The 14,072-nt window shown below is 65.7% G+C and carries 11 protein-coding genes; 3 read left to right on the forward strand and 8 right to left on the reverse strand.

The features are described from left to right. Window positions 1–8: 8 nt before the first annotated feature. The 7 genes from OG874_RS15865 to OG874_RS15895 form a co-directional block, all read right to left on the reverse strand. A complete protein-coding gene (locus tag OG874_RS15865) occupies window positions 9–1,352 on the reverse strand; it encodes an NtaA/DmoA family FMN-dependent monooxygenase (RefSeq protein ID WP_330255907.1) in 1,344 nt (447 codons plus the stop codon). Further along, a complete protein-coding gene (locus OG874_RS15870) occupies window positions 1,352–2,692 on the reverse strand; it encodes an LLM class flavin-dependent oxidoreductase (RefSeq protein ID WP_330255908.1) in 1,341 nt (446 codons plus the stop codon). Before OG874_RS15870 ends, OG874_RS15865 begins: the two co-directional genes overlap by 1 nt. Window positions 2,693–2,800: 108 nt before the next feature. Further along, window positions 2,801–3,706, reverse strand: coding sequence for a LysR family transcriptional regulator (locus OG874_RS15875; RefSeq protein ID WP_330255909.1), 906 nt, complete (start codon window positions 3,704–3,706; stop codon window positions 2,801–2,803). Window positions 3,707–3,814: 108 nt separating this feature from the next. Next, window positions 3,815–5,443: an ABC transporter ATP-binding protein gene (locus tag OG874_RS15880; RefSeq protein WP_330255910.1), complete on the reverse strand. Its 1,629-nt coding sequence runs from the start codon at window positions 5,441–5,443 to the stop codon at window positions 3,815–3,817. Further along, window positions 5,443–6,309, reverse strand: coding sequence for an ABC transporter permease (locus tag OG874_RS15885; protein WP_330255911.1), 867 nt, complete (start codon window positions 6,307–6,309; stop codon window positions 5,443–5,445). The genes OG874_RS15880 and OG874_RS15885 overlap by 1 nt, the downstream gene beginning before the upstream one ends. Then, on the reverse strand, window positions 6,306–7,259 hold the full coding sequence (locus tag OG874_RS15890) for an ABC transporter permease (RefSeq protein WP_330255912.1): 954 nt from the start codon (window positions 7,257–7,259) through the stop codon (window positions 6,306–6,308). Before OG874_RS15890 ends, OG874_RS15885 begins: the two co-directional genes overlap by 4 nt. 4 nt (window positions 7,260–7,263) lie before the next feature. After that, a complete protein-coding gene (locus tag OG874_RS15895) occupies window positions 7,264–8,916 on the reverse strand; it encodes an ABC transporter substrate-binding protein (protein WP_330255913.1) in 1,653 nt (550 codons plus the stop codon). 486 nt (window positions 8,917–9,402) lie between these two features. On the opposite strand from OG874_RS15895, the gene OG874_RS15900 reads away from it, so the two are divergent. From OG874_RS15900 to OG874_RS15910, 3 genes are all read left to right on the forward strand, one after another. Next, entirely contained in the window at window positions 9,403–10,344 is a 942-nt protein-coding gene (locus OG874_RS15900; protein ID WP_330255914.1) for a TauD/TfdA dioxygenase family protein, read from the forward strand. Window positions 10,345–10,423: 79 nt separating this feature from the next. Next, on the forward strand, window positions 10,424–11,650 hold the full coding sequence (locus OG874_RS15905; RefSeq protein WP_330255915.1) for an acyl-CoA dehydrogenase family protein: 1,227 nt from the start codon (window positions 10,424–10,426) through the stop codon (window positions 11,648–11,650). Between the two features lie 45 nt (window positions 11,651–11,695). Then, window positions 11,696–12,727, forward strand: a complete 1,032-nt coding sequence (locus tag OG874_RS15910; protein WP_330255916.1) for an aldo/keto reductase — start codon at window positions 11,696–11,698, stop codon at window positions 12,725–12,727. A 44-nt stretch (window positions 12,728–12,771) separates the two neighbouring features. On the opposite strand, the gene OG874_RS15915 is transcribed toward OG874_RS15910, so the two are convergent. Then, window positions 12,772–13,971, reverse strand: a complete 1,200-nt coding sequence (locus tag OG874_RS15915; protein ID WP_330255917.1) for an LLM class flavin-dependent oxidoreductase — start codon at window positions 13,969–13,971, stop codon at window positions 12,772–12,774. Window positions 13,972–14,072: the final 101 nt, after the last annotated feature.

Genomic DNA, 14,072 nt, shown 5'->3' on the forward strand with positions numbered 1-14,072 from the left:
GCGGGTGGTCACTTTCTGCTGGCGGAAACGGTTTGGCGGGCAAAGGAATTCACCGGCTCGGGCAGGCCGAGATGGGCGCGCAGTGTGGTGCTCTGATACTCGTGGCGGAACAGTCCGCGCCTGCGCAGCTCCGGCACCACCTGATCGACGAAATCGGTCAGGTAGGCGGGCAGCACCGCCGGGATGATGGTGAAGCCGTCGATGCCGCCGTCGCGGAACCACAGTTCGATGTGGTCGGCCACGGTTTCCGGGGTGCCGATCACGACACGGTGGCCGCCGAGGAATTCGGTCAGCAACTGTCGGACGGTGTGGCCGGTCTCGATGGCGTAGCGGGTCACCGATTCGAAGAAGCCCTGCGGGCCGATCCGCCCTTCGGGCAACCGCGTCAACCGCTGCGGCAGTGGCGCGTCGAGATCGAGCTCCACGTCCGGATAACCGAGCCAGCGCACGAGCGACCGCACCGGCGCGCTATCTGGATGCAGGCGGCCCTGCAACTCGTCGAACCTGTTGCGCGCCTCTGCCTCGGTCGCGCCGATCACGGGGACCAATCCGGGCAGAATCCGGACGACACCCGGATCGCGCCCCGATATGGCTGCGGCCGAACGTATTTCGGCGGAGAATTTCCGCGCACCCGGCAAACTGAGCTGGGTGGTGTAGATCGCCTCGGCGTGCGCGGCGGCGAACGCACGCCCCTGGGGCGAGGAACCGGCCTGCACCAGCACCGGTCGACCCTGCGGCGAGCGGGTGACATTCAGCGGCCCCGCTACCGAATAGAACTCGCCGCGATGATCGGTCGCGTGCACCCGGTCCGGATCCGCGAACCGTCCAGCCTGCTGGTCACCGATGATCACATCGGCTTCCCAACTGTCCCAAAGTTTTTCGGTCAACTCCACATATTCCGCGGCCCGCCGGTAGCGTTCGTCGCGCTCGGGCAACTCGGTGATCCCGAAGTTGCGCGCGGCATTCGGCTCGAAGGTCGTGACCACATTCCAGCCTGCCCGTCCGCCGCTGATGTGATCGAGCGACAGAATACGACGCGCCAGGTTGTAGGGCAGATTCAAGGAGGTTGTCGCGGTGGGGATCAGCCCGATCCGGTCGGTGGACACCGCGAGCGCCGAGGTGAGCAGGATCGGATCCAGGGTGGCGGCGGGCGCACGGGCGATGCTCGGTTGCTGCACCGGGATATCGGGAAACAGCAGTGCGTCCAAGGCACCGCGCTCGGCGATGGCGGCGACACGCTGGTAGTGCTCGAGCCGGATGAACGCGTCTGCGGGCAGTTCTGGCTCCAGCCAGGCCGCCGGATGGTATCCGGCGCTGCCGACATTGACGAAAAAGTGCAAACTGCGGGCCATCAGGCCGCTCCCTCTTCTCGTTCCCGAGCGTATCCCGGCACAGGCAGCCCGAGGTGGGCGCGCAATGTCGTGCCCGCGTACTCGGTGCGGAAGACGCCGCGTTGCCGCAGTATCGGCACCACGCCGTCGACGAAATCGTCGAAGCCGCCGGGCAATACGTCGGGCATCAGGTTGAAGCCGTCGGCGATGCCCTGGTCCACCCAGTCGATGATCGAATCGGCGATCTGCTCGGGCGTGCCGGTCACGATGCGATGGCCGGCGCCGCCGCCCAGCTTGCGCAGCAGCTGCCGCACGGTGAGGTTCTCCCGGCGCGCCAGGCCCAGCGCGATCTTGTAGAAGGTCTGCGATCCGCCCGCCGCGTCGGGATCGGCGAGCAGATGCCATGGCAGCGGCGAATCCAGATGCAGGACTTCAGGATCGACACCGAGCTGACCGGCGAGGCGCTGCACCGCGTATTCGGGGGGAACCAGTTCGGCGAGCAGTTCCCTGCGTTCGGTGGCCTCCGCCTCGGTCGAACCGATCACCGTGGACAGGCCCGGCAGCACCAGCACATCGTCGGCGCTGCGACCAAAGACCACCGCACGCGCCTTCACGTCGCGGTAGTACTCCCCCGCTTCGTCCTCGGTCTGCGCCGCGGTGAAGATCACCTCGCCGACCTTGGCGGCCAGCGCTCGGCCGTCCTTGGACGCCCCCGCCTGCACCACCACCGGTTCACCCTGGGGCGAGCGTGGCACATTCAGCGGTCCCGCGACGTCGAAGTGCGTGCCGTGGTGCGCGGCCGGATGGATCTTGTCCCAGTCCGCGAAGCGGTGTGCGGACTTGTCACCGACCAAAGCGTCCGGCTCCCAACTGTTCCAGAGCTTGCGCACCACCGCCACGAATTCAGCGGCACGTTCGTAGCGCGCGCCGTGCTCGGGTTCGGCGTCGAAGCCGAAGTTGCGTGCGGCATCCTCGCCCGCTGTCGTGACCACATTCCAACCGGAGCGCCCACCGCTGAGTAGATCGAGTGACGCGAATCGGCGCGCCACATCGTAGGGGTGGTTGTAGCTGGACGACAGCGTCGCGATCAGCCCGATATGGCGGGTCGCGGCGGCCACCGCCGCCAGGATCACCGACGGCTCCAGGCTGTTGAAGGGACGGAACCGCAGGTCCTCCCGGATCGCCGGGCCGTCGGCCAGGAAGATCGCGTCGAACTTCGCCTCCTCGGCGCGCTTCGCGATCCGAAGGTAGTGCTCGAGGGTGAAGCTCGCGGCCGGATCGGTGCCGGGGAACCGCCAGGATCCACCGAACACTCCAGCATTCAGGATGTTGACGTTCAGGTGCACCTGTCGCCGGGTCATGGCTGTTACTCCTCGTGCTTCCCTGTGCCATTTCGCATTTCAGTATCCGAACAGCCACACCGCCGAACAAGGCAGGCGGCCTACACGGATTGTTTAGATTTTCTCGATTCACGACGCCAATTGCCGCGGGCGCGCAACGGTGCGCAATGCCCGGATGGCCGCGCCGATCGCGGGCCGTTCGAGTGATGCCTGCCGGTAGGTCACTCCGACCTGGCGCGAACCGTTCGTGATAGTGCACGCGATCAGATGTCGGTGCTCGTCGGATACCGACATCTCCGGGACAATGGTGACGCCGAGACCGTGTTCGACGATTTCCGCCATACCGGCGAAGCTGCCGCTGCGGTGTTCGATGCGCGGCGCGAATCCGGCCTCTCGACAGGCGTACATCACCGAAACGATGGACGGCGCACCATCGCGCGCGGCGATCCAGTTGGCGTCGCGCACCGCGGTGAGGCCGTGTTTGCTGGCGTGCTCCCGCAGCCCCGGCGGTGCGAGCAGCACGAGCGGATCGCCGAACAGGAATTCTGAGGACAGGCCGAGCGGCAGATCACGAGCGCGGAACGAATAGGAGTAGGTGATTGCCAGATCGACCTCCTGCTGCCGCACGGCCGGAACCGAATCCACCGGCATCAAATCGACCACCCGCACGCGCAGGCCCGGATTCTCCGCCATCAACCGCGCCGCCGCGGGCAGAGCCAGGCCCGCCTGGGCGGTGCGGAAGGTGGCCAGGGTGAGCACCCCGGTGACTGCCTCCGCGGTCGCGGCCACCGCGCTCTCGGCCTCCTCCAACGCCGTGATGATCCGCGACGTGTAATCGACCAGTACCCGGCCCGCGTGCGTGAGCCGTAACACCCGGCCTTCGCGTCGGGTGAGCACCGTGCCCACTTCATCTTCCAGAATCCGCAACTGCTGCGACACGGCCGAGGTGGTGATGCCGTGCAACTCCGAAACCGCCGTCATAGTGGTGCGCTCCGCGAGGTCGCGCAACAGGATCAGGCGTCGAATGTCGTACATGAATCCCTCGCTTCGACTGCTGGCATCCGGTACTCATCATCGACACCGGCAACGTTCGAGGAAATCCTTACGATCAGAACGATTCTGTGCAGTTCGCCTTGGCGGCGCTCAGGCGCCCACCAGTTCCGGTGCGCCGGGCACCGCGGACAGCAGGCGACGAGTGTATTCGGCCGCGGGCTCGGCAAAAACCGCTGCCACCGGCCCGTTTTCGACCACCTTTCCGGCGCGCATCACCGTCACGTCGTCGGCGATCAACCGCACCACACCGAGATCATGGGTGATGAACAAGTAGGTGAGTCCCTGGTCGTGCTGCAGATCGACCAGCAATCGCAGGATCTGGGCCTGCACCGAGACATCGAGCGCCGAGACCGCCTCGTCGAGGACGAGCACCCGTGGGCGCGCCGCGAGGGCGCGGGCGATGGCCACCCGCTGACGCTGGCCGCCGGACAATTCACCGGGTTTGCGGTGCCGGTGGCCGCGTTCCAGCGCCACCGCGTCCAGGAGTTCGGCCACCCGATTTCGGCGCTGCTCGCGGCCCGACAGCAGTCCGAACGCCACCAGTGGTTCCGAGATGATCTCCTCGACATCGAATTTCGGATCCAGGGAGGAGTACGGATTCTGATAGACGAACTGGATCTCGCGGCGCACCGGACGCAATTGCCTGCGCGACAACCCGCTGACCCGCTTGCCGTCGAACCACACCTCGCCCGAGTCGGGCACGGTGAGACCGACCGCGATCCGCGCGACCGTGGATTTGCCCGCGCCCGACTCGCCGACGATGGCATGGGTGCTGCCCGCGGTCACCTCGATCGACACATCGTCCACCGCGGTATTCGTCCCGAAGGCCTTGGACAGTCCGCGCAATCGCAGCAGTGGGTCACCGGATTCGGTTGCCGCCGAAGGTGTCTCGCCCACCGATGGCCGTAGCCGTGCGCTGTATCTCGACGGTGCTGCCGCGACCAGCCTGCGGGTGTATTCCGCCCGCGGGTCGGCGAGAATGGCCGCGGCACTTCCCTCTTCGACGATGCGACCCTGCTGCATCACGATGAGCCGGTCGGAACGTTGAGCGGCCACGCCCAGATCGTGGGTCACCAGCAAGACACCGAGGCCGAGCGTGGACCGAAGGTGCGCGAGATGATCCAGGATGACCTTCTGCACCGTCACATCCAGCGCCGAGGTCGGCTCGTCCGCGACCAACAGCGCGGGATCGTTGGCGAGCGCGATGGCGATCAACACACGCTGTTTCATACCGCCCGACAGTTCGTGCGGATATTGCCGGTACACCCGTTCGGGCTCCGGTAGACCGGCAAGTTCGAGCTTGGCCAACGCCAGCTCTCGAGCCGGTCCGGATGCGATGCGCCGGTGCAGCCGCAACGCCTCCAATACCTGCAGGCCAACCCGCTTCACCGGGTTCAGCGACGTGCCAGGGTCCTGCGGTACGAATCCGACGAACGGCCCGCGCAGCCGGGCCAGCCGACGATCGCTCCAGGACGAGGTGTCGTGCCCGTTCAGTTCCAACACACCCGCGCGTACCCGCGCGGACGCGGGCAGCAGGTGCAGCGCCGCATGCACGGTAGTGCTCTTTCCGGAACCGGATTCGCCGACGATCGAAACGAATTCACCGCGACCGACCGCGAGCGATACCCCCTCGACCGCATATCGGCCCGCTTCTGCGCGCCGCGAACGGTACCGGACGCCGAGATCTTCGATCCGGAGCAAGGCCGCATCGGCACTCATCACGAATCCCCTAACGCTCGGCCGATTCTGTTGGTGGACAGCACGACTACCGCGATCAGCACGCCGGGCATGATCGAGATCCACGGATAGGTGGCCAGGAAGTCGCGCCCCTCGGCCACCGCGAGACCCCATTCGGGTTGCGGCGGCGGCGCACCGTATCCGAGGAAGCCGAGCGCCGCGACGGCCAACACGGCGGCGCCGCACTCCAGCGCGGCGAGTGACACCACCGCGGGGACCGAATTCGGCAGCACATGGCGCACCAGCACCCGCCCGAACCCGGCTCCCGAACCGTAAGCGGCCTCGACATAGTCGGTGCCTGCCACCTTGAGCACCTCCGAGCGCATCACCCGCGCGAAGGCCGCGACGGCCGAAATACCAACGGCAACAGCGACGTTCATGGTGCCGTAGCCGACGGCCGTGACCACTGTCATGGCCAGCAGCAGACCAGGAATGGCGAGCAGCACATCGACGAAGCGCATGATCACCGAATCCGCCCGGCCGCCGATGAAGCCGCTGAACAGCCCGATCGCGGAACCGATCACGAACCCGAGCGCCACCGCGAGCAGGGTCGCGCTCACGGTTGTCGAGGTCCCATAAATGGTGCGCGCCAACAGATCTCGCCCGAGCCGATCGGTGCCGAACGGGTGGCCGAGGCTCGGCGGACGGAAACTGGCATCCGAATCCCCCTCGAACGGCGACCGATCGGTGAACCAGGACGGAACCAGCGCCCAGCCGAGGACCATGGCGATCACCAGCCAGGAAATCGTCAAACCAGGTGCCGTGATCAGCGCACGCAACCGGCTACGCGCGTTGGCCGTTCGTGCGGGCGCGTCGATCGCCGGCGCGGGAATATCGATCGCGGTCATACCGAAGTCCTTGTCCGCACACGGGTCCGCAGCCGGGGATCCAGCAGCGGATAGACGAGATCGACCAAAAAGTTCACGGTCACGAAGACGATGGCCGCGAACACCACCACCGCCTGCACCAGCGGCACATCCTGGGTGCGCACCGCGGTTTCGGTGAGCCGCCCCAATCCCGAACGGGAGAAGATGGTTTCGACGATCACCGCGCCCGCGAGCAGATTGCCGAAAGTGACACCGGCGATGGTGAGCGCGGGCAACCCCGCGTTCTTGAGCACGTCGCGCACCAGCACCCACAGCCTGGTCGCGCCCTTCGCCAGCGATACCGTCACATAACCCGCGCGCAGACCCGCATCGAAGTTCTTGATCAGCAACTGGCCGATCGGCGCCGACACCGGGATCGCCAGCGTGACGGCGGGCAGGACCAGGGCGGCGAACCCGTCGTTGCCGGTCGGCGGGAACCAGCCCAGCTGGAACGAGAACACCTGCAGCACAGCGAGTCCCACCAGAAACACCGGAACCGATACACCCGCGGCCGGCAGTGTCGCGACCAGATCGGCCAACCACCTGGTGCGGGTGTAGCCCGCCGTCAGCGCCACCGCGAAGGCGATGAACACCGCGAGCACCAGCGCGAATCCGGCTAGCAGCGCCGTCTGCGGCAACACCGACAGGATCAGCGGCCAGACCTGCTCACCCGTGCGCGTGGACGCGCCGAAGTCGCCGTGCGCGGCATCGAACAGCCGGTGCAGATACTGGCCGACCAAATTGTGGTCCAGTCCGTAGTAGACCCGTGCGTTCTGTTTGTCCTGTTCGGTGACCAGATCGCCCTGATTGGGATCGAACAGCAGGTCGACGGCGTCGTACGGGAGCACGTACAGCAACACGAAGGTCACCGTGTACGCACCCCAGACCACGAAAATCGCCTGTCCGAGCTTGGCGAGCACATACCGCGCCATCGGGCTACCTCGACTCGATCCAGGTGTCGTAGAAGACATTCCGCGACTGCGCCTCATACCCGACGTTGTGCACCTTGGGACTGGCCGCGGTCACCTGCGCCGGGTTGTAGACCGGTACGGTCAGCACCTGCTCGTCGAGCAGGAACCGCTGCGCCGCCTCGGCGGCCTTGGCGCGCTGGTCCTTGTCCAAGGTCTTGCTCACCGCACTCAGCGTGTCGATCGCCTGCTGATAGATCGGATCGCCCTGGGCCAGCTTCGACATATTGGTGAACTGCGGTGAATACACCTGCTCCAGCACCGCCACATCGGCGCGACTCTGGTTGGCCACCTGGATATTCCAGCGCTGCTGCTGGGTCGAGGCCGCAGTGTAATCCGGGATCGGCAGCACGTTCAGCTTCAGGTCGATGCCGATCTTGCGCAGGTCCTGCTGAATCAATTCGTAGGCGGGCTTGTTGTTGACCAAGTTGTTGATGCCGAGCAGCGCGAGTTCGAGCCTGCGCCCGTCCTTATCGACGCGGATCCCATCCGCGGCCTTCTTCCAGCCCGCGGCGTCCAGGATCCGCTCGGCCTGCTGCTGGTCCTGCTGCAGATCCTTGGAGAAGTCGACGTAGCCGGGGACCCGCGAGGAGAGCACCGAGCTCGAGACCTTATAGCTCGGCGTCAGCACCGTTTTGGCCAACGCCTCCCGGTTCCAGCCCAACTTCACCGCCTCCCGGACCGCGTGGTCGTTGGTCGGGAACAAATCGGTCTTGAGGTCCAAGGCGATATCGCGGCCCGGGATCAGCTGCGGCACAATGCGATAGCCCTCGCGGGTCAGCGGTGCCTCATCGGTGTTGTTCACATCGAGGATCGCGTCCACCTTGCCCGCGCGCAGTGCGCCGGTCCGCACACCCGCCTCCGGGATCACCGAGATCTCCACCGTATCGAGGTAGGCCTCGCCATTGTGTTTGCGGCTGGCGGGCGCCCAGTTGTAGCCCGGACGCTTCTTCAGCACCGTCTTCTGCTGATAGATGTGCTCGGCGACGGTGAACGGACCGGTCGTCACCAGGTTCTGCGCGAGACTGCGCTGTTCCTTGGGCAGCTGCAGCGTCGAATGCCCGAGGATGCCGGAGAAGTACAGCGAAAGTGCCTGCAGGAAACCGGCATTCGCGCGGTTGAAGGTGACCTTTACGGTCGTCGGGTCGAGCACATCCGTACCGACGTAGCCCACCCAGTACGCAGTGACCGGCACGATGCCGAGCTGCTTGTTGCCCAGGCCGAGCAGGTCGAAATTTTCCTTGACCGAATCGGCGGTGAATCTGGTGCCATCGCTGAAGGTCACGTCATCGCGCAGATGAAAGGTGAACTCGGTCAGTCCCGGATTGATATCCCACGACTTCGCCAGCCACGGTTCGATATCACCGGTCGCGGGATTCTGATAGGTCAGCTTGTCGGTGATATTGCTGGTGATCAACGATTCCGGATACGAACTGCCCGAGTGCGGATCGAGGTTCGCCGGCGCGTCGAGCACCGCGAAGCGCAATGTGCCACCGGAAACCGGCGGGCCGGTGTCGTCGCCCGGCGCAACGCGGTTACCGGATGCCGAGCATCCGGTCAGCACCCCGGCGACGAGGGCGGCGACAACGAGAAGCGTCGCCTTCGAAAATCTGCTTGGCACCTGAGACTCCTGAAGAATGACCGACGCCGCTGGCGCACAGTACGAATGGACACCGACCATGACGACCGTCCCGCGGCGGGCACGTGCGGCCACGGCGGCGGGCGAGCTGCGCTCAGCGACAACAGCGGGCGGCAGCCCGAACAGCACGCCGAGACACCGAGCGGCCGCATATCGAGGACCGAATGTTCATACACCGCTCCCTTCACCGCTCGACGAACCATGACCGCACCCGCGATCCACCGTGAAGTCTGCACAGCCGGAAGGGCCGGAACAACCAAGCTGTGCTTCGAGAATCGTTCAGTTTTCGTAAAGCAACGCGGACACGTCAGCGGCGAGCCCGGCGGGCCGGGTCGCCCAGGCCGACGTTGAAGTACAGCTACACCGAGGTTGCAAGCAATCTTGCCGATCCAAACTCGTGGATTGCCCCGCTGCCAGGAATAGCCTGACCTGGAATTCTTCCCCACGAGCGAACCAGTGGTGGTACCGATGACAAGCACTGCAACACAGCCGATTTCGTCCGAATCGACCATTACCGTACTACCCCAGTCGGGCTACACCGGCGCCGAGATCGCGGGGGTCGATCTGGCGAGCGAACTGTCCGACCAGGTGATAGCCGACATTCGTCGAGCCCTCCTGCAATGGAAGGTCGTATTCTTCCGCGATCAATCGATCGGCCATGCCGAGCAGATCGCTTTCGCACGCCGTTTCGGAAAAGTCACACCGGCGCATCCGTACGAGGAGAGTCCGCCGGAGGGGTTCCCGGAGATCCTGCCGATCGACAGCAGGCGTTACGCCGAACGGAACGGCCGCAAGCGCACCTCCTACGACAGCAGCTGGCACACCGATGTCACCGCGCTGGTCAATCCGCCCGCGTTCTCGATCCTGCGCGCGGACACGCTCCCGCCGTACGGCGGCGACACCGCGTGGACCAATCTTGTTGCCGCCTACGAGAATCTGCCCGCCGAGGTGCGCGATTTCGTCGACATCCTGGATGCCGAGCACACCTTCGAGAACCGCGGGACGCAGGGCAGCACGCGGACCGAGCTGATCGCACGTAACCCACTGCGCACCTTCCACCCGGTCGTTCGGGTGCATCCGGAGACCGGCGAGCGAGCGCTGTTCGTCAGCCCGGGGTTCACTCGCAAGCTGAAGAACCTGCGCGGACTCGGACCGCGCCTGAGCTCTCATATCCTCGACGCCCTCTGGGAGGAGGCGACCCGCACCGAATACACCGTCCGATTCCGTTGGCAGCCGGGCAGCGTCGCGTTCTGGGACAATCGCGCCACCGCACATCTGGCCATCTCCGACGCCGGACATCTCGGCCACGACCGCGTCCTGTACCGGGTCACCCTCGAAGGCGATATCCCCGTCGGCGTAGACGGACGGGCGTCGGAATCGGTTGCGGGAGAACCATTCTACGGTTCCTGATCGAGATGCCGAACATCATGAGCCGACCCCGGCTGTTGCTCAACGCATCCACCATGAACACGGTCGGAGGATTGTCAGTATGACCGCCCTACATGTCGAACGCGGATCGCTCGCGGCGACAGCGGATTCCGGGCTCACCGTGGTGGGCATTCGCGCCGCGATCAGCCCGGTCCTGCGGCGACTCGGCGACACCGCCACGGCACGGGAGCAGACGCGTGACTACGCCTTCGCCGAGGTCCGCGCGCTCGCGGACGCCGGAATCGCGCTGGCCGGAATCGCGAAGCAGGACGGCGGCGCCGGTGGCTCGTTGCGTGCGGTGACCGATGTGGTGATCGACGTGGCACGCGCCGATTCCAGTGTGGCGCAGGCACTGCGCAGCACCTTCCTGATCGCCGATCAGGTGGCGGGCCGAGCCGATCTGCCGCACCGCGCTCGCATCCTGACGCGACTGCGAAACCGGGACCTGTTCGCGGGAACCGCGAACGAGCGCACCGGAGGCGCGAGCGGACAGATCAACGCCACGGCCCGGCGCGAAGGTGCCGCCTGGGTGGTCAACGGCGAGAAATACTACTCGACCGGTGGCCTCTATGCGTCCTGGTTCTCCACACAGGCGCTTGCCGAAGACGGTACGGTGGTGCGCTTCACCGTGCCCGTCGACCGTGCGGGCGTCGAGCGACTCGACGATTTCGATGCCGTCGGCCAGCGTCTCACAGCCAGTGGCACAACACGTTTCACCGACGTGCGGGTATCCGATGACGAGGTGACCAGCCTCGGTGCGAGCCAGCCGGACAATCCGTGGACCGGCTCCTTCGCACAGCTGTATCTCGCGGCGGTGCAGGCCGGCGTGGCCGCGCGAGCTCTCGACGACGCGGTCTGGTACGTCCGGGAGAAGGCCCGGCCGATCAAGCACAGTTCCGCGAACAAGAGCGTCGAGGATCCCTACGTGCGGCAGACGGTCGGCGAGATCGCCGCACGTGCGCAGGCAGCACGAGCCGTCGTGTTGTTGGCGGCCGAAACACTAGAGGACGTCCGGGGTCACACCGCACCCGCCGCGCGCGACCCCGGTGCCGCTGCCGCGGTGCACATCGCGCAAGCGGGTGCGGTCGCCATCGAGTCCGCGCTGAAGGCGGCCGAGTTGCTCTTCGACGTCGGGGGCGGCTCCATTACCAACCGCGATCTCGGCTTCGACCGGCACTGGCGCAACGCGCGCACCGCCGCCAATCACAACCCGCGACAGTGGAAGTATGCAGTCGCGGGGGCATATCACCTCACCGGCGAGGAACCACCGACTACCGGCCTGTTCTGACCACTGCCCACCGAACCAACGATCCGGACGGAAGAAATAACACCGATGGCCTCCAGCCCCTTCGATCTGACCTACGCCGCCGCGCAGAATCGCTACGAGAAGGTCCCGTATCGCCGCAGCGGTAACTCGGGCCTCGATCTGCCCGCCTTCTCGTTCGGCCTGTGGCAGAAGTTCGGTACCGACTACGCGTTCGCGACCCAGCGGGAGATCATCCTGCACGCGTTCGACCTGGGCATCACACACTTCGACAACGCCGACCGCTACGGGCCCCCGCACCGCGCCGCCCAGAAGAATTTCGGTGCGGTGCTCGCCAAGGACCTCGCCCCCTACCGTGACGAGCTCATCCTGTCGACCAAGGCGGGCAACCCGATCGGCCCGAGCCCCTACCTCAGGGGCGGATCACGCAAGTCGATCCTCACCTCGCTCGAACACAGTCTGCGCGACCTCGGCACCGATTACGTCGACATCTTCTACCACCACCGCCCCGACCTCAGCACACCGTTGGAGGAGTCGGTCGGCGCACTGGTCAGCGCAGTGCAGCAGGGCAAAGCTCTGTACATCGGCATCTCCAACTACCTGCCCGATCGGACCCATGAAGCTGTCGGCCTGCTCCGGCAGGCGGGTGTCCCACTGCTCGTTCACCAGGCCCGCTACTCGATCTACGACCGGCGACCAGAACAGAACGGACTCCTGGACACCGCCCGCCAGGACGGGTTCGGCCTGATCGTCTACTCACCCCTCGCCCAGGGCCTGCTGACCGACAAGTACCTCGAGACGATTCCCGCGGGCGCACGGGCGCAGAACAGCAGCTTCTTGTCACCGGATGTAATCGATGACAGCTACCGGCAGCGCACATCCGAGCTCAACAAGATCGCCGCGGCCCGCGGCCAGTCACTCGCCCAGCTGGCGCTGCAATGGGTGCTGCGGCGACCGGAGATCACCTCGGCGCTGATCGGTGCGAGTTCCACCGAACAACTCGACCACAACATCGCGGCACTGGACTTCCCAGCACTCACCGACGAAGAACTCGCACTCATCGAGGAGCACGGCGTACACGGAACCGGCCTCAGGCTCTGAGGCCGAATAGCTGGATGACGACCGGATAGTGGGTGCCTGCGCGCTCATTCGCGCAGCAACGGCAGCAGCTGATTGCCCTGACGCTCGATCTCCGGCAGGTACGGAGTGTCGGAGAGGACGAAGTGGGTGATGCCGAGGTCGCGGTATTTGCGCAGCGACTCGGCGACATCATCAGGCGAGCCGACAAGCCAGGTGGTGCCCGCGCCACCGCCACCGAATTTGCCCGGTGCGGTGTACAGGTTGTCGTCGAGTACGTCGCCGCGGGCGGCCAGGTCGAGAAGTCGCTGCTGTCCCACCGCGGTCTGCCGGTGCGGGTTCTGCGCAGGTGCACCCTGGTTTTCGGCCATCTCCGCCACCTTCGCCTCCGCCTCGGCCCAGGCTTGCTCAGTTGTGTCCCGAACGAACGTGGTGATCCGCAGACCGAACTCCAGTGGCGCGTGCTCCCGACCGAGTTCCTCGCTCAGCGACCGCAAGCGCTCGATCCTTTCTCGCACCCCCTCGAGCGGCTCACCCCAGAATAGTTGGACGTCTGCCTCGGTCGCCGCAACCCGCTCGGCGGCTTCGGACGCGCCGCCGAAATAGAGCGTCGGATGGAGCCGGTCTCCGCGTGGCGTAATCCGCGGCGCCACAGTGGAATCGGTTACCTGGTAGTGCTCACCACGGTAGGTGACATTCTCCTCGGTCCACAGCTTGCGGACGAGCTGAATGAACTCTCTGGTGCGGGAATAACGGTGTGCCTGATCGCTTTCGGTCTCGCCGTACGCTCCGAGGTTGTCCTTCCCGGACACGATGTTGACGCGGACCCGACCACCGGACAGATGGTCGAGACTCGCCGCGGCGGACGCGAAGTTCGCAGGTCGCCAGTAGCCGGGACGGATCGCGATGAGTGGCTCGAATGTCGTCGTCCTAGCGGCAAGGGCGGTGGCGACGGTGACCGTATCCGGGCGACCCCAACCGGTGCCGATCAATGCCCCCTTCCAGCCGTGGTCCTCGAGCGCCTTCGCCTGGGCGCTCAGGGTTTCCAAGCTGTTGTGGTCAACCGTGACGGCGTCGCCACGGTGTCCCGGCGTCACCTGATTGGGGATGTACCAGAGAAACTCGAGACTCGAGAGGTGCTTGCTGTTCGGTGCGAGGCCTTCCGCGGCTGCCACAGCCGGGCCGCCCGCCACATTCGCCACTGTCATTGCGTCCCTTCCGTATTCCGCGCCGAGGATGCGGATCACTCGACCGACGATGATCAGCATCCGGACATCGCGATTATCAACCCCGGCTGTCGCCGAAAGCCGTTCACGACGTACGTCATACACGACAAGAACAGGGCCTGAACTGGGATATTTCGATGCGA

It is taken from the genome of Nocardia sp. NBC_00565, assembly GCF_036345915.1.
Classification (GTDB): domain Bacteria; phylum Actinomycetota; class Actinomycetes; order Mycobacteriales; family Mycobacteriaceae; genus Nocardia.

Excerpts from the sequence above, each read along its gene's own strand:
- OG874_RS15865 (WP_330255907.1), bottom strand. The coding sequence starts at position 1,352 with ATGGCCCGCAGTTTGCACTTTTTCGTCAATGTCGGCAGCGCCGGATAC.
- OG874_RS15870 (WP_330255908.1), bottom strand. The coding sequence starts at position 2,692 with ATGACCCGGCGACAGGTGCACCTGAACGTCAACATCCTGAATGCTGGA.
- OG874_RS15875 (WP_330255909.1), bottom strand. The coding sequence starts at position 3,706 with ATGTACGACATTCGACGCCTGATCCTGTTGCGCGACCTCGCGGAGCGC.
- OG874_RS15880 (WP_330255910.1), bottom strand. The coding sequence starts at position 5,443 with ATGAGTGCCGATGCGGCCTTGCTCCGGATCGAAGATCTCGGCGTCCGG.
- OG874_RS15885 (WP_330255911.1), bottom strand. The coding sequence starts at position 6,309 with ATGACCGCGATCGATATTCCCGCGCCGGCGATCGACGCGCCCGCACGA.
- OG874_RS15890 (WP_330255912.1), bottom strand. The coding sequence starts at position 7,259 with ATGGCGCGGTATGTGCTCGCCAAGCTCGGACAGGCGATTTTCGTGGTC.
- OG874_RS15900 (WP_330255914.1), top strand. The coding sequence starts at position 9,403 with ATGACAAGCACTGCAACACAGCCGATTTCGTCCGAATCGACCATTACC.
- OG874_RS15905 (WP_330255915.1), top strand. The coding sequence starts at position 10,424 with ATGACCGCCCTACATGTCGAACGCGGATCGCTCGCGGCGACAGCGGAT.
- OG874_RS15910 (WP_330255916.1), top strand. The coding sequence starts at position 11,696 with ATGGCCTCCAGCCCCTTCGATCTGACCTACGCCGCCGCGCAGAATCGC.
- OG874_RS15915 (WP_330255917.1), bottom strand. The coding sequence starts at position 13,971 with ATGCTGATCATCGTCGGTCGAGTGATCCGCATCCTCGGCGCGGAATAC.